Below are 18659 nucleotides of genomic sequence, written 5' to 3'. Positions count from 1 at the left end.
CTGTGCCATCAGTGGCCCGATCGGGGTCGTCCGCTTCGCCTGACCTACCCTGAAAAGCGTGCTGCACGTCGATCCGATCTTCGCCGCCACCTCGGTGGCCCCGGCGACACTCGCGGCGGGGGGCGAGGCCGTCCCGCCACCGTTCACCGTGGCCCGGGTCCTGACCGAGACCCGGCTGGACAGTTGGCTCACCCTCGGCCTGGTGCTCGCCGCCGGCCTCTACCTCTACGGGGTGTACCGGCTGCGACTGCGCGGCGACCGCTGGCCGGTCGCGCGTACCGTCTTCTTCCTCTTCCCGGGCCTGGGCGGCATCGCCGCCGTCACGGTCAGCGGGCTGGGCGCCTACGACACCGCCCTGCTGTCCGTGCACATGATCCAGCACATGGTGCTGTCCATGATCGCGCCGATCTTCCTGGCGCTCGGCGCGCCGGTGACGCTCGCCCTGCGCACCCTGCCGGTGCGCCCGCGCAAGCGGCTCCTGGCCATCGTGCACAGCCGGGTCGCCCGGATCTACAGCTTCCCGCTGGTGGCGTTCGCCATCTTCGTGGTGAACCCGTTCGCCCTCTACTTCACGGGCCTCTACGAGATCACCCTCCGGCACGAGTGGGCGCACGAACTCGTGCACGCGCACTTCATCATGACCGGCTGCGTGTTCTTCTGGCCGCTGCTCGGCCTGGACCCGCTGCCCGGGCGCTGGCCGTACCCGGCGCGGGCGCTGCTCATGCTGCTGTCCGTGCCGTTCCACACCGTGCTCGGGCTCACCATCATGCAGAGCACCACGCTGCTCGGCGGTGACTGGTACCCGTCGCTGCACCTGAGCTGGTCCGACCCGTGGAACGACCAGGTGGTCGCGGGCGGCGTGCTGTGGGCCGGCGGCGAGTTCGTCAGCGTCACCATGCTGGCCGTGCTGGTCGTCCAGTGGATCAAGCAGTCCGAGCGCGAGGCCCGCCGGCTGGACCGCGAGCTCGACCGCCAGGAGGCCCGCCAGCGCGCCGCGGAAGCGAGCGCCTGAACCCGGTCCGCGGTACGCCAGGGCGGGCCGACCGGCCGGATGTGACGCCCGCTACGATCAGCGGGCAGCTACGAGGTGGGAGCCACGTCACGATGAGCGATCGTCTTTGCACCGTCCTGCTCTACAGCGACGACCCGAAGGTCCGTGACCGGATGCGACTCGCCGTCGGCACCCGGCCCGCCCCGGGGATCGAGATCGAGTTCGTCGAGGCCGCCGACTACGCCGGGTGCGTCCGGCTGGTCGACGACTACGAGATCGACCTGCTCCTGCTCGACGGCGAGGCGAGCCCCGGTGGCGGCATCGGCATCGCCCGCCAGATCAAGGACGACCGCGACGACGCCCCGCCGACCTGCGTGGTGCTGGCCCGCGCCGCCGACCGCTGGCTGGCCGCGTACGCCGAGGTCGACGCCACGCTGACCCACCCGCTCGACCCGGTGAACGCCGGCACCACCGTCGCCGAGCTGCTGCGGCGCACCCACGCCGCCGCCTGAGCCACCCTGCGACGGCTCCAGCCCGGCGCGTCCGACGGCGCGCCGCGACCCTGGAGCCGCCGTCCCGGCCCCACGGCGACGAGGCCGCGGGGCCGCCTTCGGCCATAATTCGGCCTGCGGTCGTCAGACGCCCACGGACGGATGACGGCCGCCGGCCACGATCCGGCCTCCGCGCCGCCCGGCGCCACGGGGACCCGGACGACGGCCGCCACACCCGCTCTCACGCCCGCTCGGGAGGCCCGCCATGGGCGAACGGACCTGGCCGCTTCTGCTCAACGCGCTGCTGCGCGGCGAGGAACTCTCCACCGCCGACACCGCCTGGGCGATGGGCGAGATCATGGCCGGCTCGGCCACCCCGGCCCAGATCGCCGGCTTCGCCGTGGCGCTGCGCACCAAGGGCGAGACGCCGGCCGAGCTGGGCGGCCTGGTCGAGGCGATGCTGACCCGGGCGGTCCCGGTGGCGCTGCCCGACGAGGTCCGGGCCTCGGCGCTGGACGTGGTCGGCACCGGCGGCGACCTCGCCCACACGGTGAACATCTCCACCATGGCCGCCCTGGTGGTCGCCGGAGCCGGGGTCCGCGTCGTCAAGCACGGCAACCGCGCCGCCTCCTCCTCCTGCGGCACCGCCGACGTGCTGGAGTACCTGGGCGTCCCGCTGGACCTGGACCCGGAGCAGGTGGCGCGCTGCGTGACCGAGGCCGGCATCGGCTTCTGCTTCGCCGCCCGCTTCCACCCCGGCATGCGGCACACCGGCCCGGTCCGCCGCGAGATCGGCGTGCCCACCGCGTTCAACTTCCTCGGCCCGCTGACCAACCCGGCCCGCCCGCGGGCCGGCGCGGTGGGCTGCTTCGACCCGCGGATGGCCCCGGTGATGGCGGCCGTCTTCGCCGGCCGGGGCGACTCGGTCGTCGTGATGCGCGGCGAGGACGGGCTCGACGAGTTCAGCACCGGCGCGCCGACCCGCGTCTGGGTGGCCCAGCAGGGCGTCGTCAGGGAGGCGCTGCTGGATGCGACGGAGCTCGGGGTACCCCGGGCCACCCTGGCCGACCTGCGTGGCGGTGACGCGGCCTACAACGCCGGGGTCGTCCGGCGGCTGCTGGCCGGCGAGACCGGCCCGGTCCGCGACGCGGTGCTGGTGAACGCCGCGGTCGCGCTGGCCACCCAGGGCCCGCTCGACGGCGACCTGCACGAGGCGCTGCGCGCCGGCCTGGTCCGGGCGACCGAGTCGATCGACTCGGGCGCGGCCGCCGGCGCCCTGGAGCGCTGGCTCGAGGTGGCCGGCACGCTCTGAGGCCGGGTGCCGTCCGGGTTTCTGTCGGAGGCGCGTGCCAAACTACACGGGAGTAATTTTCCGTTTTCCGCCGATGGCGTTCGTCGCCACCGGGCGGACACCGGAGCGAGAGGAGACGCCCGTGTCGGACCGCGAGCTCTACTGCGACACCTGCGAGAGCGTCGTGCCGTTCGAGGCGCCCCCCTGCGTCGACGGGCACGGCGCCGAGTGCCCCGAGCTGATCTGCACCGGCTGCGGAGCCGCCGTGCTCATCGCCACCTTCGCCTTCCGCGCCCCGCGCCTGGAGCGCCGCCGCGGCACCACCCGGACGCCCCACCGCCGCGCCGCCTGACCCACCACCGCGGCTGCGCACCGCAACCGCGATGTGGGCCGGGCCAGAACCCACTCTTCACGCCCTCGATGACGAGGCCGGCACCTTGGCGATGCTGCCGTCCGACCCCGGCAGCCCCCCGGCGACCGCCACGCTGACACCCGGCGGGGGCGGCCGTCAGACGCCGGCCGCCCCCGGCCATTCCCACCGCCGGCCGCCGGCCTGTCGCCCCGGCACCGTCGAATCTGCCCGTGCCGCCCGGCGGCCACCCGACGCTCGCCCGCACGGGCGTGTCTGGATCCGCGCTGACCGACCTGCGCGCTGCGACCACCCGGGCCGCCTGCCTGTCCACGCCGCCCACTCGCGGTACCGACCGATCTTGGAGACTTACCGTTCGTACCGAACGACAACTGTCCAAGATCCGCCACCCAACCGGGAACGGCAGCGGCAGCCCGCCAGCGGCGGCGGCGGAAAGGGGACAGGACAGCGGAAGGCCCGCAGCCCCGGAGGGGGCGCGGGCCTTCCGCTTGCGTTTCGGGTCAGTGCTCGGCGGTGCGCCGGGTGCCGGAGTAGTACTCGAAGAGCAGGCCGCACGCCGCGAACACGACCATCACCATGCCCAGGCCCAGCAGCCAGAACTGCCAGAAGACCAGCCCGAGACCGGCGATCGCGGCGGCCAGGGCCAGGCCGAACGGCCAGTAGCTGCCCGGGCTGAAGAAGCCGATCTCGCCCGCGCCGTCGGCGATGTCGCCGTCCGGCCGGTCCTCCGGACGCAGGTCGATGCGGCGCGAGACGAACCAGAAGAAGCCGCCGCACATCGAGCAGAGCAGGAAGGACAGCAGCAGGCCCACGGTGCCGACCCACTCGACCCGGCCGCCGTCGCCGTACGTCCACGCGCCGTAGAGGATCGCCGCGCCGAACAGGAACGTCGCGATGACGAGGAAGATCTTCCACTCGGTCTTCATGCCAGGCCCCTCAGCTTCCCGCGCCGGCCGTCGCGTCGGACGGGTTGAAGTTCGAGGTGTTGCGCCGCGTCTTGAACGGCACGGTCTCGGTGGCGTACGGGTTCTCGCCGATCGCCGAGAGTGCCTCCTGGGTCGACTTACCGGCCTTCTTGGCGTCCAGGAACCGCTGGTACTTGTCGAAGGAGACGACCCGCACCTCGAAGTTCATGAAGGCGTGGTAGCTGCCGCACAGCTCGGCGCAGCGGCCGACGAACGCGCCCTCCTGGTCGATGCTGGAGACCTCGAAGGTGTTGCGGATGTTGCCCGGCATGACGTCGCGCTTGAACAGCAGCTCCGGCACCCAGAAGGAGTGGATGACGTCGCGGCTCTGCTCCTCGAACCGGATCGACTTGCCGCTCGGCAGCACCAGCACCGGGATGACCTCGCTGGTGCCCAGCACCGAGGCGACGGTGTTGGCGTCGCGGCCCTGGCCGTCGCGGTAGTTGAACTGCCAGTTCCACTTGAAGGCGACGACCTCGACGGTGACGTCGGGGTTCTTCGACTCCTTCACCACGTCGGTCTGCACCACCGCGGTGTAGTAGAAGAGCACGGAGACCACGAGGATCGGCGCGATGGTGTAGAGGAACTCCATCGGCAGGTTGTAGCGGGTCTGCACCGGCAGCTCGTTGCCGCGCTTCCGGTAGCGGATCACGCACCAGAAGATCAGGCCCCAGACGAACACGCCGACCGCGAGGGCCGCGATGCAGGACGCGATCCACAGGTCGTACATGCGGTGCGACTCGGGGGTGATGCCGCCCTGGGGCCAGCCGAAGCCGCCGAACGTCTTGCCGACGTCGCAGCCCGTGAGCAGAACCAGCAGCGCGGCCCCACCGAGACCGAGCCCGGCGAGTCGACCAGCACCACGCCGCCGGCCCCCGCCGGCCCCCGAGGAAGCGCTGTGCCGTACGGCCGACGGCCGTACCTCCGAACTCCTTGCGACCACCTGGTCCTGCCTCCCTAGCGCGCCGCGGTGATTGTTTCGCTCGACACCGACGGCAAAGGCGTCACCGACGGTCGCAGATTACTCGACCATGGCGGGCCTGACCGTCTTGGGGTCACTGTCCGCCCCCATCGGGGAGATCTTGGGCGTACCGGCGCGATAGCGTGGACCTTCGTGAGCGAGCACCCGGTCTACCTGGACGCGGCCACCGCCGCCCCGCTGCACCCGGTCGCGCGGCAGGCGCTGCTGGCTGCCCTGGACGACGGCTGGGCCGATCCGGCGAGGCTCTACGGCCAGGCCCGCCGGGCCCGCCAGCTCCTCGACGCCGCCCGCGAGGCCGCCGCGCAGACCCTCGGCGTCCGCGCCGACGAGCTCTCCTTCACCCCCAGCGGTACGGCGGCAGCGCACGCCGCCGTGCTCGGCGGCCTGTCCGGGCGGCGCCGGGCCGGGACGGCGCTGGTGCACTCGGCGATCGAGCACTCGGCGGTGCTGCACGCCGCGGAGCGGCACGTGGCCGGCGGGGGCGACGCGGTGGGCGTACCCGTGAACCGGCTCGGCCGGGTGGACCTGGACGCCTGGGCGGCGGCGGTGGCCGCGCCCGGGGTGGCCCTGGCCGCCCTGATCGGGGCGAGTCACGAGGTGGGCACGGTGCAGCCGGTGCCCGCGGCGGCGGAGCTGTGTGCCGAGGCGGGGGTCCCGCTGTACGTCGACGCCGCGCAGCTCGCCGGCCGGGCGCCGCTGCCGGCCGGCTGGTCGGTGCTGAGCGCCAGCGCGCACAAGTGGGGCGGCCCGCCCGGCGTGGGGCTGCTGGTGGTGCGCAAGGGCACCCGCTGGGAGTCGCCGTTCCCGGCCGACGAGCGGGAGTCGGGGCGTACCCCGGGGGTGGTGAACCTGCCGGCGGTGGTGGCCGCGGCGGCGAGCCTGCGCGCGGCGGCGGCCGACGCGGCGGCCGAGGCGGCCCGGCTGGGGCCGCTGGTCGACCGGATCCGGGCCCGGGTGGCGGCCGAGGTGCCGGATGTGGAGGTCGTCGGCGACCCGGTGGACCGGCTCCCCCACCTGGTCACCTTCTCCTGCCTGTACGTGGACGGCGAGGCCCTCCTGCACGCGCTGGACCGGCGGGGCTTCGCGGTCTCCTCCGGCTCCTCGTGCACCTCCTCGACGCTGCGGCCGTCGCACGTGCTGGAGGCGATGGGCGTGCTGTCGCACGGAAACATCCGGGTCTCGCTGCACCGGGAGACCACCGAGGCGGACGTCGACCGGTTCCTGGCCGAGCTGCCCGGGATCGTCGCCGGGCTGCGGGCCGAGGCGGGGGTGACCGGCCTGTGAGCGCGACGAGTGAGCCGCTCCTGCGAGCCCCGCAGTCGCGAACGAGGGAGACCCGGTGAGTGAGCCGGACGACGTGCTCGACTGCCGGGGCCAGCGCTGCCCGCTGCCCGTGATCAATCTCGCCCGGCGGCTGCCCGAGCTGCCGGTCGGCGCGGTCGTCCGGGTGCTCGCCGACGATCCCGCCGCGGCCGTGGACATCCCGGCCTGGTGCCGGATGCGCGGCCAGGAGTTCGTGGCCGCGCATCCGGACGGCCCCGGCTACGACGTGCGCCGCAGCCACTGACCGGCGGGCTCAGCGGAGGTAGGCCAGGATCCCCGGCAGCGGGTCGGCGTCGACGGCCGTGTCGACCACCAGGCGGGGGCCGATGAGCGGCTCGTACTCCGCGCGGCGCAGCAGCGTCTGTTCCCAGGTGGGGTGGTGCTGGTCGGGCGGCCGGGCCTCGACCCGGCGGCGGTGCTCCGCCTCGTCGCCGCAGTGCACCTCGATGACCCGCAGCGGCACGCCGGCCCGCTCGGCCAGGTCGTGCCAGAGGCCCCGCGCGCTCGCCACCGGGTTCACGGCGTCGACCACCACGCTGAGCCCGAGCCCGAGTTGCACCTCGGCCAGTCCGGCAACCGCGCCGTAGGCGGCCATCCCGGGCACGTCGCCGACCAGGCCGTACCGGCCGAGGGCCTGCTCCACGGGGTCGACCGGCAGGACGGGGGCGCGCAGCGCGGCGCCGACCCGGAGGGCGAGGGTGGTCTTGCCCACGCCGGGCAGCCCCGCGAAGGCGACCAGCACCGGGGCGCCGGCCTCGGGGCGGACCGCGTTCGGGTCCACCCCGGGCCGCGGGGCGGTCACAGCAGGTGCGGCCGGACGTCTTCGGCGGCCGCGTCGCCGTACGACTCGGCGAGCCGCTTGACGAACAGGTCCCGGCGGACCTCGTACTCCTGGCCGCCGAAGTTCTCCAGCACGAGCGTGGCGAGCAGGCAGCCGACCTGCGCGGCCCGCTCCAGGCTGACGCCCCAGTTGAGGGCGGCGAAGAAGCCGGCCCGGAACCCGTCGCCGACGCCGGTCGGGTCGACGGCCTGGATCTCCCGGGCGATCGGCACGTGGATGGTGCCCACGTCCCGCCCGGCGATCTCCACGCCCTGCTTGCCCAGGGTGGTGACCCGGACCTTCACCCGGTCCAGCAGCTGGGCGTCGCTCAGACCGGCCTTGCTCTGGAGCAGGGACTTCTCGTACTCGTTGGTCATCAGGTAGTCGGCGCCGTCGACCAGGCCGAGCACGTCCGCGCCGTCCATCCGGGCGAGCTGCTGCGACGGGTCGGCCACGAAGGCGTAGCCGCGCTCCCGGCACTCGGCGGAGTGGCGGATCATCGCGGCCGGGTCGTTGGCGCTGACCAGCACCAGGTCGAGGCCGCCGAGCCGCTGCGCCACCGGGGCCAGCTCGATGTTGCGGGCCTCGCTCATCGCGCCCGCGTAGAACGAGGCGATCTGGCACATGTCGGTGTCGGTGGTGCAGACGAAACGGGCCGTGTGCGCGATCTCGCTGACGTGCACCGAGTCGCAGTCGACGCCGTGCCGCTCCAGCCAGGACCGGTAGTCGGCGAAGTCCGCGCCGACCGCGCCGAGCAGCACCGGGCGCAGCCCGAGCTGGGCCATCCCGAAGGCGATGTTCGCGGCGGTGCCGCCGCGCCGGAGCACCAGTTCGTCGACGAGGAAGGACAGCGAGACCTTGTCCAGCTGGTCGGCGAGGAGCTGGTCGGCGAACCGGCCGGGGAAGCTCATCAGGTGGTCGGTCGCGATCGAGCCGGTCACGGCGATCTTCATGTCAACCCTCGTGGTCGGGAGCACGGCGCGGGTCAGCCTACCGGTCGCCCCGACCGGCCGGACGGGGGTCGGTCGACAACCGGTCGTCCCCCGCACATCCGGACGTCACCGCCCGGACACCCGCGTTCGGCACGAAAAACGGCGGGACCAGCCCGTGAGGGATGGTCCCGCCGTCAAGGCAGGCGTCGTCGGCCCGGTCGGCTCAGCTGAACGAGTCGCCGCAGGCGCAGGAGTTGCCGGCGTTCGGGTTGTCGATGGTGAAGCCCTGGGCGTCGATCCGGTCGGCGAAGTCGATGGTGGCGCCGGCCAGGTAGGGGGCGCTCATCCGGTCGACGACGACCTCGACACCGCCGAAGTCGGTGACGACGTCACCGTCGAGCGACCGCTCGTCGAAGAACAGCTGGTACCGCAGGCCGGAGCAGCCGCCCGGCTGCACGGCGACCCGGAGCCGCAGGTCGTCACGGCCCTCCTGCTCGATCAGGGCCTTGACCTTCTGCGCCGCGACGTCGGTGAGGACGACGGTGCTGGGGGCCTTGGCCTCGGTCGACTCGGTCTGCGCTGGCGTGGTCACGTGGAAGTCTCCCTGCGCGGTATGGGGTCCGGACGCACTGGCCAACGCCGCGCGTCCGCCAATGATTCCCGGTGTGGTCCAGCTCCGATCGTACGCCGCCCACCGGGGCGGCACCTCCGGTGGCACGAGCCGCGCCGGGTGAGCCGCGCCGCAGGCCAGGGCGGGCTCAGCGGCTCCACTGGCGGGCCAGCCGGGCGCCGAGCGCGCGCAGCCCCTCGGCCGGGCGGGCCATCGCCGCCTCCACACCCCCGCGTTCCTCGCCGCCGAAGTGCTCGACCAGGCTGTGCGCCTCGGTCACGCCGGCCGCGGCGGCCTCCCGCCGGCCGGTGCTCACCCGGCCGGCCAGCACCACGCAGGGCACGCCCCGATCCCGGGCCGCGCCGGCCACCCCGGCGACCACCTTCCCGCGCAGCGACTGGTGGTCGAAGGAGCCCTCCCCGGTGATCACCAGGTCGGCGGCGTCCAGCGCGGCGTCCAGGCCGATCGCCCGGGTGACCAGGCCGATGCCGGACTCGCACCGGCCGCCGAGCGCAAGGATCGCCGCGCCGAGGCCGCCGGCCGCGCCGCCGCCGGGCAGCGCGCCGAGCCCGGACGGGCAGCCCGGCAGGCCCCTCTCCAGCACCCCCGCCCAGCGCTCCAGCGCCGCGTCGAGCAGCAGCACGTCCGCGCGGGTGGCGCCCTTCTGCGGGCCGTACACGTTGCTGGCGCCGTGCAGCCCGAGCAGCGGGTTGTCGACGTCGGTGGCGGCGACCAGGGCCACGCCGCGGAGCCGGGGCGCCCCGTCCAGCGCGGCCGCCGCGGCGAGGGCCGCCCCGCCGTACGGCAGGGCCCGGCCCGCCTCGTCCAGCGGGGTGACCCCGAGCGGGGTGAGCAGCCCGGCGCCGCCGTCGTTGGTGGCCGAACCGCCCAGGCCGACCACGACGGTCCGTGCCCCGGCCTCGACCGCGGCGGCGACCAGCAGGCCGAGCCCGTAGGAGGTGGTCGCCTTGGGGTCCCGCTCGGCGGGGGTGAGCAGGTGCAGGCCGCACGCCTGGGCGCTCTCCAGGTAGGCCACGCCGTCGTCGGTGAGGAGGATCTCACCGGCGGCAGGCCGGCCGAGCGGGTCGACGGTGGGCACCGGCAGCAGCCGGCCGCCGAGCGCCTCGGCGAGCACGGCCACGAACCCGGGGCCGCCGTCGGCCAGCGGCCGGGCCAGCAGTTCGTCGGCGGGCGCGACCTCCCGCCAGCCCTCGGCCACCGCGGCGGCCACCTCCTGGGCCGGCAGCGTGCCGGCGAACTTGTCCGGGCAGAGCAGCACGCGCATGCCGAGCAGTGTGGCAGGCCACATCCGTGGCGGCCGCGCGGCCGTCCCGCTGTGGGACCATGGGAGGCGTGACTTCGACCTGGGTTGAGCCCTCCAACACCGCCACTGCGCTGCTGCTCCTCGGCCGCGGCAGCGACCCCGCCACCGAACGTGGCGTGGAGTGTCCGGGTGACCTGCCCGCGCCGAGCGACCCGGACCTGGTGGCCCGGGCGGCCGCGGCGAAGGCCGCGCTCGGCACGAAGGTCTTCGTGCTGGGCCACCACTACCAGCGCGACGAGGTGATCCAGTTCGCCGACGTGACCGGCGACTCGTTCAAGCTGGCCCGGGAGGCGGCGGCCCGCCCCGACGCGGAGTACATCGTCTTCTGCGGCGTGCACTTCATGGCCGAGAGCGCCGACATCCTCACCTCGGACCGCCAGAAGGTGATCCTGCCCGACCTCGCCGCCGGCTGCTCGATGGCCGACATGGCGGTGCTGTCGCAGGTCGAGACCGCCTGGGACGTGCTGACCGAGCTGGGCATCGCCGCGGACACCGTCCCGGTGACCTACATGAACTCCTCGGCGGACATCAAGGGCTTCGTGGGCCGGCACGGCGGCGTGGTGTGCACCTCGTCCAACGCGAAGCGGGCGCTGGACTGGGCGTACGCGCAGGGGCAGAAGGTGCTCTTCCTCCCCGACCAGCACCTGGGCCGCAACACCGCCGTCCTGGAGATGGGCTTCTCGCTCGACGACTGCGTGCTCTACGACCCGCACAAGCCGGGCGGCGGGCTGACCCCGGAGCAGCTGCGCGACGCGAAGATGATCCTGTGGCGCGGGCACTGCTCGGTGCACGGCCGGTTCACCCTCGACAGCGTCAACGACGTGCGCGAGCGGGTGCCGGGGGTCAATGTGCTGGTCCACCCGGAGTGCCGGCACGAGGTCGTCACGGCCGCCGACCAGGTGGGTTCGACCGAATACATCATCAAGACCATCGAGGCGGCCCCGGCCGGCTCGGCGTGGGCGGTCGGCACCGAGCTGAACCTGGTCCGCCGGCTGGCGCTGGCTCACCCCGACAAGCAGATCATGTTCCTCGACCGGGCGGTCTGCTACTGCTCGACGATGAACCGGATCGACCTGCCGCACCTGGTCTGGGCACTGGAGGAGCTGGCCGCCGGCCGGGTGGTCAACCAGATCACCGTGGACCCGGACACCGCCGGGCACGCGCGGACCGCGCTGGACCAGATGCTCGCCCTCCCGGGCGCCTGATCACCCTCGGTCACATCACTGGTACGGAAACGCACCGGAATCCCCGGTTCGTGCCCTCGCTGGTGATGTGACCGATTCCATTCTCGTCACGGAGGGCTATGCTGCCGGGGCGACGATGCACGCGGACCGTTTTGACCGGACCGCCATTCGGGTAGCGATGCAGATCGTGCACCTGACTCATCTACACGGCAGCACCAACGCGCTGGAGGTTGCGTTGACCGACGACGTCCTGGTCGTACACGGAGGCACTCCGCTCGAAGGGCGGATCCGCGTGCGCGGCGCGAAGAACCTCGTGTCCAAGGCGATGGTCGCCGCCCTGCTGGGCGACACCCCCAGCCGGCTGTTCGACGTGCCGCGGATCCGCGACGTGGAGGTCGTCCGCGGGCTGCTCGGCCTGCACGGCGTCAAGGTCAGCGACGGCGAGGAGGACGGCGAGCTGGTCTTCGACCCGTCCAACGTCGAGAGCGCCAGCACCGACCAGATCAACGTCCACGCCGGTTCCAGCCGCATCCCGATCCTGTTCTGCGGCCCGCTGCTGCACCGGCTCGGCCACGCGTTCATCCCCGACCTGGGCGGCTGCCACATCGGGCCGCGCCCGATCGACTTCCACCTCCAGGCGCTGCGCGAGTTCGGCGCGACCGTGGACAAGACCCCGGAGGGGCTGCACCTCTCCGCGCCGAACGGGCTGCACGGCACGAAGTTCGCCCTCCCGTACCCGAGCGTGGGCGCCACCGAGCAGGTGCTGCTCACCGCGGTGATGGCCGAGGGCGTCACGGAGCTGCGCAACGCGGCGGTCGAGCCCGAGATCATCGACCTGATCTGTGTGCTCCAGAAGATGGGCGCGATCATCAAGGTGCACACCGACCGGGTGATCGAGATCCAGGGGGTGAAGCGGCTCAGCGGCTACACCCACCGCCCGATCCCGGACCGCATCGAGGCGGCGAGCTGGGCGGCCGCCGCGCTGGCCACCCGGGGTCACGTCGAGGTGCTCGGCGCCCAGCAGGCCGACATGATGACCTTCCTGAACCTCTTCCGCTCGGTCGGCGGCGAGTACGAGGTGACCGACCTCCGCCCGCCGCGCGGCGGCCGGCCGGGCCAGGAGGGCGGCATCCGGTTCTGGCACCCGGGCGGCGAGTTGAACGCGGTGGCGCTGGAGACCGACGTGCACCCGGGCTTCATGACCGACTGGCAGCAGCCGCTCGTGGTGGCGCTCACCCAGGCCCGCGGCCTGTCGATCGTCCACGAGACGGTCTACGAGCAGCGGCTCGGCTACACCGAGGCGCTGAACTCGATGGGCGCCAACATCCAGGTCTACCGGGACTGCCTGGGCGGCACCCCGTGCCGCTTCGGCCGGCGCAACTTCAAGCACTCCGCGGTGATCGCCGGCCCGAGCAAGCTGCACGCGGCCGACCTGGTCATCCCGGACCTGCGGGCCGGTTTCAGCCACCTCATCGCGGCGCTGGCCGCCGAGGGCACCTCCCGGGTCTACGGCGTCGACCTCATCAACCGGGGCTACGAGGACTTCGAGGCCAAGCTGGCCGACCTGGGCGCGCACGTCGAGCGCCCCTGACAACGTCACACCCGCGCCCGGTGCACCGCGATGTGCACCGGGCGCGGCTGTTTGGCTACCCTTGCCGCGTGCCGTCGCTGTTTCGCCGTAAGCCCACCGACCTGGTCGAGGAGTCCGTCACCCCGGTGACGACCGACGAGGCGTCCGCCGCTGCCCGTTCCCGGGGCTACACGCCCGCCAAGGGGCGCGAAACCCCGAAGCGCCCAGCCGCCGGCCGGCGCGTCGCCGGGCCCGCGAAGCCGCTGACGAAGGAGGAGGCCCGGGAGCAGCGCCGCGTGGCGCGCGCCGAGTCGGCGGCCGAGTTCCGCCGCGAGGGCGGCCCGCGCGACCGGGGCCCCGAGCGGCTGCTGGCCCGCAACGTGGTCGACTCCCGGCGCACGGTGGGCACCTGGTTCTTCGGCGGCGCGCTGATCGTGCTGCTCGGCTCCAACCAGGCCATGCCGCCGATCGTCCGGCTGCTGTCGAACCTGCTGTGGGGCGCGCTGGCGCTCGGTGTGGTGATCGACTCGGTGCTGATCTCGCGGAAGATCAAGAAGCTGGTCCGCGAGCGCTACCCGAAGAGCACCGAGCGGCTCGGCTCGCTCTACTTCTACGCGATCATGCGGTCGATCACGTTCCGCAAGATGCGTGCCCCGGCGCCGCGGGTCAACATCGGCGACAAGATCTGACCAAGCCCGTCCGTCGCCGGCCCCTCTCCGCCCTGGCGGGGAGGGGCCGGTGTCGTCGTCAGGCCACCCCGAGCAGGCGCAGCAGCGCGGTGGTGCCGGCCGCCGCGACCACGACCAGCACGAAGGGCGCCCGGCGCCCGGCGAGCAGCAGGCCGACGAGCACGCCCGCGGGCCGGGCGTAACCGGCGAAGCCGCCGGCCTCGGTCAGCGCCGCCGTGGCGGCGAGCGCGGCCAGCAGCGCGGCGGCCGCGACCGGCAGCAGGTGACGGGACCACTCGGGCAGTTCCAGCCGGTCACGCAGCAGCACCCCGGCGACGCGGAAGCCGTAGGTGCCGGCGGCCAGGGCGAGGATCACCACGATCAGCACGACGCCTCCCCGGCCCGTACGACCCGTCCCGCCTCGTCGCCCGCCGGACGGCCGACGGGATCGTCCGGCGCGGCTTCCGGACCGCCCGGTGCGGCCCGGGATCCGTCCGCGGCGAGCCGGAAGCCGTCCAGGGCGAGCCGGGAGCCGTCCGGCGCGGCGGCCGACCGGCGGCGGCTCCACACCGGCAGGACCAGCGCGGCGAGGGCGAGCAGCACCGGCAGCCCGGCCGGCAGCAGCGGGGTGGCCAGCACGGCCAGCCCGGCGCCGGTGAGCGCCACCCGGCGGGTCTCCCGGTCGCGCAGGCTCGGCAGGAGCAGGGCCGCCAGCCCGGCCGGGAAGGCGGCGTCGAGCCCCAGGGCGCCCGGGTCGCCGGCCGCGCCGCCGGCCAGCACGCCGAGCGCCGTGCCGGCGTTCCAGGCGAGGAAGAGCAGCACCCCGGCGAGCCAGAACGCCCGCCGCCGCCCGGGACCGGCCGGGCGGGCCAGCGCGAACGCGGTCGCCTCGTCGGTCATCAGATGGCTGCCGAGCAGCCGTTGCCAGCGCCGCGCGCCCAGGGCGCCGCCGAGGGCCAGACCGAACGGCAGGTGCCGGGCGTTGAGCAGCAGGCCGGCGAGGACCGCGGCGAGCGGGCTGCCGGCCGCGATGAGGCCCACGGCCATGAACTGGGCGCCACCGGCGTAGAGCAGCACCGACATGGCCAGGGTGGCCCACGCGGGCAGGTCGGCGGCCACCGCCACGGCGCCGAACGAGGCGCCCACGGCGAGCATCGCCGCGCCGATGGCGGCGACGTCCCTGAGGATCCGGCCGTCGCCCGTTCGATATGCCGTACGCATGTCCATTATCCTGAACACGAATACCCGCGTTCGTCAAACCGAACAAACAGACCGATGGAGCGAACAATGGCGACAGAACCCGCTCCCCCGCTCGCCACCATCGCGGCCGCCCTGCGCCGCGAGCGCGACCGGGCGGGCCTGTCGCTGACCGAGCTGGCCCGCCGTGCCGGCATCGCCAAGTCCACCCTGTCGCAACTGGAGTCCGGGGCCGGCAATCCGAGCGTGGAGACCCTCTGGGCCCTCGGGGTGGCGCTGGGCGTGCCGTTCAGCCGCCTGGTCGAACCGCCCGTGGCCGCCGTGCGGGTGGTCCGGGCCGGCGAGGGTCCCCGGATCCGCTCCGAGCACGCCGACTTCTCGGCCACCCTGCTCGCCGCCGGCGCGCCGCACACACGGCGCGACGTCTACGTCATGGAGCTGGAGCCCGGGGCGGTACGGGTCGCCGAGGCGCACACCCCGCGCAGCGTCGAGCACGTCGTGGTCGCGGCCGGGCGGATGCGCGTCGGCCCCGAGACCGACCCGGTCGAGCTGGGACCGGGCGACTACGCCACGTTCCCCGGCGACATCCCGCACCGGTACGAGGCGCTGGCTCCTGGCACCTTCGCCGTGCTCGTGATGGAGCACCCGTGAGCGCGGGCGCTCAACCCACCCCGGCCGGGGCGCGGTAGAGCCGGGCCACGACCTCCTCGATGTCCGGCTCCACGATCGAGATGTCCCGCAGGGTGGCCAGACCGGCCAGCCCGGCCACCACCTCGGCGACGCTCGCCGACTCCAGCGCGAAGACCAGCCGGCGCCCGTCCGCCTCGACCCGCTGCACCGGCGCGCCGGGTAGCACCGGCGGGGTGGGCAGCGCCGCGTCCAGCTCGGCGACCACCATCCGGCGGGAGCCGTACCGGCTGTGCAGGGCGGCGATCGAGCCGTCGTGCACCACCCGCCCGTGGTCGATCACCACCAGCCGCCGGCAGAGCCGTTCGATGTCGGCCAGGTCGTGGGTGGTGAGCACGAGGGTGGTGTCGCCGGCCCGGCCCAGCTCCGCCAGGAAGCCGCGGACCGCCTGCTTGCTGACCACGTCCAGCCCGATGGTCGGTTCGTCCAGGAACAGCACCTCGGGGCCGTGCAGCAGGGCGGCGGTCAGCTCGCCGCGCATCCGCTGGCCCAGGGAGAGCTGCCGGACCGGGGTGTCCAGGAACTCGTCGAGGTCGAGCAGGCTCCGGCAGCGGGCCAGCCGGGCCGCGTGCTCGGCGGCCGGCACCCGGTAGACGTGCCGCAGCAGCGCGAACGAGTCCCGCAGCGGCAGGTCCCACCAGAGCTGCGAACGCTGCCCGAAGACCACCCCGATGCGCAGCGCCAGCCGGGTCCGGTCGGTCACCGGCCGCAGCCCGCAGACTCGAGCCCGGCCCGCCGAGGGCATCAGCACACCGGTGAGCATCTTCAGCGTGGTCGACTTGCCGGCGCCGTTCGGGCCGATGTAGCCGAGCATCTCGCCCCGCTCCACCCGCAGGTCCACCCCGTCGACCGCCGTGACCGTGCGCTTCTCCCGGCGCAGCCGCCCGGCCTTCACCCGGACGGTGAAGTCCTTGCGCAGCCCGTCCATCTCGATGACGCTCATGACCCCGTACTCCGGTAGTGGCGGATCCCGACGCGCCAGGCCACGGCGGCGACGGCCGCGGCGACCAGCGCCACGCCGGGCGCGGCCCAGCCCACCCAGGCCGGCAGGCCCAGCGGGTCGGCCCGGCCCAGCAGCGCCAGCGCCGGGTGGTAGCTGACGAAGGCGAAACCCATCCCGTACGCGAACAGCGCGCGGAACCAGCCGCCGTAGACGGTGATCGGGTACGAGGTGAAGTCGCGCCCGCCGTAGGTGACCGAGTTGGCCAGCTCGCCCGAGTCGATCCAGTAGAACGACACCGTCGCGGTGGTGACGAAGACCGAGGCGAAGAAGACCACGGCGGCCGGCGGGGCGACCAGCGCGAGCGCCACCCGGCCCGGCGTCCAGTCGATGCCGGCCGAGGCGAGCGCGAACACCAGCACGGCCAGCCCGAAGACCGCCCGGGAGACCTTGCGCAGCGGCAGGTCCATCAGCAGCAGCTGGGGCAGCGCGGCCAGCGGCCGGACCAGCACGGCGTCGAAGAGGCCGGTGCGGACGTACCGGGGCAGCCGCTCGATGTTGCCGACCAGCAGGTCGGCGGTGGCGAACGCGGACGACGACAGCCCGACGACCACCAGCGTCTCGCGGAGCGTGAACCCGCCCAGCTCCCGGGTGACCCCGAAGAGCACCAGCACGGTCATGACGTCGAACACGGTGGCGCCCATGTTGCCGACCAGGTCCACCACGAACGAGGTCCGGTACGCCGACTGCGACCGGGCCTGCGCCCCGAGCAGCGCCCGGTACGCCCGCCAGGCCCCGCCCGGCGTCGCCGGCTCAGCCACCCTGCACCACCAGCCGGTGCTCGGCCCGGCGCTGCACCAGCCGGCACAGCGCCAGCAGCAGCACCGCCCAGGCGACCTGGAGCCCGACCAGGCCAAGCTCGGTCGGCATGGGCTCCCGCTCGACCAGCACGTCGAGCGGGACCTGCAACAGGCTGGGGAACGGGGTGGCGTACCGCAGCGTGGCCTCCAGCCAGCCCGGGAGGAAACCGAGCGGGAAGTAGAGGCCGGCCAGCACGCCGGAGCCGAGCGTCCAGAGGATCATCGGCCCGCGGACGTCCTGCAACCAGTACGCACTGGCGTTGACCAGGTAGCGGCAGCCGAAGCAGACCACCACGGCGAGCAGCACGGAGAGCCCGAAGAGCGGCAGGGTGGCCCAGTGCCGGGGCAGGTAGACGTCGAAGAAGAACGGGCCGATCACCACCGGCGGCAGCAGCCGGGCCAGCGAGGCGAACCCGGCCCGGCCCAGGTCGGTGGCGAGGTAGCTGGTCACCGGGTGCACCGGGCGGAGCAGGTCGGCGGCCACCTCGCCGGTCCGGATCCGGTCGGCCAGCTCGGTCCAGCCCCAGATCGCGATCACCGCGAGCAGCCCCTGCCCCGCCCACACGAAGGTGCCGAGCTGGGCCCGGTCGTAGCCGGCCACCGTGCCGGCCGCGCCCGCCACCGCCAGGAAGATGTAGCAGCGCAGGAACCCGAAGACGGTGTTGGTCACCACCCCCGCCACGGCGGCCTGCCGGTAGGTGGCGTGCCGCCGGAAGCCCGAGGCGGCTATCGCGCCGAATGTCCGAAACCATCGGGTAACGTTTGGCTCCGTGGGCGGTGCCACAGTGGCGGTGACAGAGCCCACGCCGTTACCCTCCATCCGCAGCCACGACGTGCTGGACCGGGCGACTCTACCGGCACGACGGGGTGCCCAGCGCGACAATTTCCAACGAGGTGACATCGCCGTGAGCGAGCGACGCGAGCCGGCCCCGGGGCCGCGCCGCGCGGGCGGCGACAGGGTCTCCCGATGAGCGGCTGGGACCGCTGGCGCGAGCCGGCCGAGCCCTCCTGGGCGGCCGAACCCACCCACGAGTGGCACCCGCAGTTCCCGGGGCAGCGCTATCCGGGCGACATCGGCCTCGAGTACCTGACCCCGCCCGCGCCCCGTGGCCGGGCCGTGGTCGGCCGGGCCGAGGTGCACCCGGTCAGCCCGGCGCCCGGTGGCGAGGACGCATACCCGGTCAGCCCGGCCGGGCCGGCCGACATGGACCGGCGGCGCGGCGCGTATCCCGTCAGCCCCGCCGGATCCGACGACCTCGACCGGCGGCGCGCCACCTACCCCGCGGGACCCGACGACCTGGACCGGCGGCGCGGGTCGTACCCCGTCAGTCCTGCCGGGCCTGACGACCTGGACCGGCAGCGCGGGTCGTACCCCGTCAGTCCTGCCGGGCCTGACGACCTGGACCGGCGGCGCGGGTCGTACCCCGTCAGTCCTGCCGGGCCTGACGACCTGG

The 18659-nt window shown here is 74.0% G+C and carries 21 protein-coding genes and 1 pseudogene; 11 read left to right on the top strand and 11 right to left on the bottom strand.

The annotated features are described in order from the left end of the window. Positions 1 to 58: 58 nt before the first annotated feature. From ABZW14_RS04300 to ABZW14_RS04285, 4 genes are all read left to right on the top strand, one after another. A complete protein-coding gene (locus ABZW14_RS04300) occupies positions 59 to 1012 on the top strand; it encodes a cytochrome c oxidase assembly protein (RefSeq protein WP_355339592.1) in 954 nt (317 codons plus the stop codon). Positions 1013 to 1104: 92 nt separating this feature from the next. Further along, positions 1105 to 1503 carry a hypothetical protein gene (locus tag ABZW14_RS04295; protein WP_355339589.1) on the top strand — a complete coding sequence of 133 codons (399 nt, stop codon included), beginning with the start codon at positions 1105 to 1107 and terminating at the stop codon, positions 1501 to 1503. 244 nt (positions 1504 to 1747) lie between these two features. Then, positions 1748 to 2794, top strand: a complete 1047-nt coding sequence (gene trpD, locus ABZW14_RS04290) for an anthranilate phosphoribosyltransferase (protein ID WP_355339586.1) — start codon at positions 1748 to 1750, stop codon at positions 2792 to 2794. 121 nt (positions 2795 to 2915) lie between these two features. Then, a complete protein-coding gene (locus ABZW14_RS04285) occupies positions 2916 to 3125 on the top strand; it encodes a hypothetical protein (protein ID WP_355339583.1) in 210 nt (69 codons plus the stop codon). 518 nt (positions 3126 to 3643) lie between these two features. Here the strand turns inward: ABZW14_RS04285 and ABZW14_RS04280 are convergent. Then, positions 3644 to 4069, bottom strand: a complete 426-nt coding sequence (locus ABZW14_RS04280; RefSeq protein ID WP_355339580.1) for a cytochrome c oxidase subunit 4 — start codon at positions 4067 to 4069, stop codon at positions 3644 to 3646. 10 nt (positions 4070 to 4079) lie between these two features. Next, positions 4080 to 5051, bottom strand: a complete 972-nt coding sequence (coxB, locus tag ABZW14_RS04275; protein ID WP_355339577.1) for a cytochrome c oxidase subunit II — start codon at positions 5049 to 5051, stop codon at positions 4080 to 4082. Positions 5052 to 5222: 171 nt separating this feature from the next. On the opposite strand from coxB, the gene ABZW14_RS04270 reads away from it, so the two are divergent. Then, entirely contained in the window at positions 5223 to 6374 is a 1152-nt protein-coding gene (locus ABZW14_RS04270; protein WP_355339574.1) for an aminotransferase class V-fold PLP-dependent enzyme, read from the top strand. 55 nt (positions 6375 to 6429) lie between these two features. Beyond that, positions 6430 to 6657 carry a sulfurtransferase TusA family protein gene (locus tag ABZW14_RS04265; protein WP_355339571.1) on the top strand — a complete coding sequence of 76 codons (228 nt, stop codon included), beginning with the start codon at positions 6430 to 6432 and terminating at the stop codon, positions 6655 to 6657. Positions 6658 to 6666: 9 nt separating this feature from the next. On the opposite strand, the gene ABZW14_RS04260 is transcribed toward ABZW14_RS04265, so the two are convergent. The 4 genes from ABZW14_RS04260 to ABZW14_RS04245 form a co-directional block, all read right to left on the bottom strand. Further along, positions 6667 to 7215, bottom strand: a complete 549-nt coding sequence (locus ABZW14_RS04260; RefSeq protein WP_355339568.1) for an ATP-binding protein — start codon at positions 7213 to 7215, stop codon at positions 6667 to 6669. Further along, on the bottom strand, positions 7212 to 8186 hold the full coding sequence (locus tag ABZW14_RS04255) for a carbohydrate kinase family protein (RefSeq protein ID WP_355339565.1): 975 nt from the start codon (positions 8184 to 8186) through the stop codon (positions 7212 to 7214). The genes ABZW14_RS04260 and ABZW14_RS04255 overlap by 4 nt, the downstream gene beginning before the upstream one ends. 202 nt (positions 8187 to 8388) lie before the next feature. Beyond that, positions 8389 to 8757 (bottom strand): iron-sulfur cluster insertion protein ErpA, encoded by a 369-nt coding sequence (gene erpA / locus ABZW14_RS04250; protein WP_091320045.1) that lies wholly within the window; start codon positions 8755 to 8757, stop codon positions 8389 to 8391. Positions 8758 to 8923: 166 nt separating this feature from the next. After that, complete coding sequence (locus ABZW14_RS04245) at positions 8924 to 10084, bottom strand: glycerate kinase (protein ID WP_355339562.1); 1161 nt, start codon at positions 10082 to 10084, stop codon at positions 8924 to 8926. A gap of 44 nt (positions 10085 to 10128) precedes the next feature. On the opposite strand from ABZW14_RS04245, the gene nadA reads away from it, so the two are divergent. The 3 genes from nadA to ABZW14_RS04230 all read left to right on the top strand — a co-directional run bounded on the left by nadA (position 10129) and on the right by ABZW14_RS04230 (position 13542). After that, on the top strand, positions 10129 to 11304 hold the full coding sequence (gene nadA, locus ABZW14_RS04240) for a quinolinate synthase NadA (RefSeq protein WP_355339559.1): 1176 nt from the start codon (positions 10129 to 10131) through the stop codon (positions 11302 to 11304). Positions 11305 to 11461: 157 nt separating this feature from the next. After that, positions 11462 to 12874, top strand: a complete 1413-nt coding sequence (murA, locus tag ABZW14_RS04235; RefSeq protein WP_355339556.1) for a UDP-N-acetylglucosamine 1-carboxyvinyltransferase — start codon at positions 11462 to 11464, stop codon at positions 12872 to 12874. 68 nt (positions 12875 to 12942) lie between these two features. Continuing rightward, positions 12943 to 13542, top strand: coding sequence for a DUF3043 domain-containing protein (locus ABZW14_RS04230; RefSeq protein WP_355339553.1), 600 nt, complete (start codon positions 12943 to 12945; stop codon positions 13540 to 13542). 58 nt (positions 13543 to 13600) lie between these two features. Here ABZW14_RS04230 and ABZW14_RS04225 read toward each other — a convergent pair whose 3' ends face one another. Beyond that, positions 13601 to 13909 carry an AzlD domain-containing protein gene (locus ABZW14_RS04225; RefSeq protein WP_355339550.1) on the bottom strand — a complete coding sequence of 103 codons (309 nt, stop codon included), beginning with the start codon at positions 13907 to 13909 and terminating at the stop codon, positions 13601 to 13603. Next, entirely contained in the window at positions 13903 to 14742 is an 840-nt protein-coding gene (locus ABZW14_RS04220) for an AzlC family ABC transporter permease (RefSeq protein WP_355339547.1), read from the bottom strand. The genes ABZW14_RS04225 and ABZW14_RS04220 overlap by 7 nt, the downstream gene beginning before the upstream one ends. A gap of 66 nt (positions 14743 to 14808) precedes the next feature. Here ABZW14_RS04220 and ABZW14_RS04215 point away from each other — a divergent pair, with 66 nt between their 5' ends. After that, positions 14809 to 15369 carry an XRE family transcriptional regulator gene (locus ABZW14_RS04215; RefSeq protein WP_355339545.1) on the top strand — a complete coding sequence of 187 codons (561 nt, stop codon included), beginning with the start codon at positions 14809 to 14811 and terminating at the stop codon, positions 15367 to 15369. A 10-nt stretch (positions 15370 to 15379) separates the two neighbouring features. Here ABZW14_RS04215 and ABZW14_RS04210 read toward each other — a convergent pair whose 3' ends face one another. From ABZW14_RS04210 to ABZW14_RS04200, 3 genes are read right to left on the bottom strand one after another with little or no spacing between them, the layout of a single operon-like run. Next, positions 15380 to 16348, bottom strand: a complete 969-nt coding sequence (locus tag ABZW14_RS04210) for an ATP-binding cassette domain-containing protein (protein WP_355339543.1) — start codon at positions 16346 to 16348, stop codon at positions 15380 to 15382. Beyond that, positions 16345 to 17166, bottom strand: a complete 822-nt coding sequence (locus ABZW14_RS04205) for an ABC-2 family transporter protein (protein WP_355339540.1) — start codon at positions 17164 to 17166, stop codon at positions 16345 to 16347. Before ABZW14_RS04205 ends, ABZW14_RS04210 begins: the two co-directional genes overlap by 4 nt. Further along, positions 17159 to 18010: an ABC-2 family transporter protein gene (locus ABZW14_RS04200; RefSeq protein WP_355339537.1), complete on the bottom strand. Its 852-nt coding sequence runs from the start codon at positions 18008 to 18010 to the stop codon at positions 17159 to 17161. Before ABZW14_RS04200 ends, ABZW14_RS04205 begins: the two co-directional genes overlap by 8 nt. Before the next feature lie 162 nt (positions 18011 to 18172). Here ABZW14_RS04200 and ABZW14_RS04195 point away from each other — a divergent pair. After that, a pseudogene (locus ABZW14_RS04195) lies at positions 18173 to 18659 on the top strand (hypothetical protein); the annotation flags it as partial.

The organism is Micromonospora sp. NPDC004551 (assembly GCF_040609975.1).
In the GTDB taxonomy this organism is placed as follows: domain Bacteria; phylum Actinomycetota; class Actinomycetes; order Mycobacteriales; family Micromonosporaceae; genus Micromonospora.
This window is presented reverse-complemented; position numbering and strand designations above follow the sequence as displayed.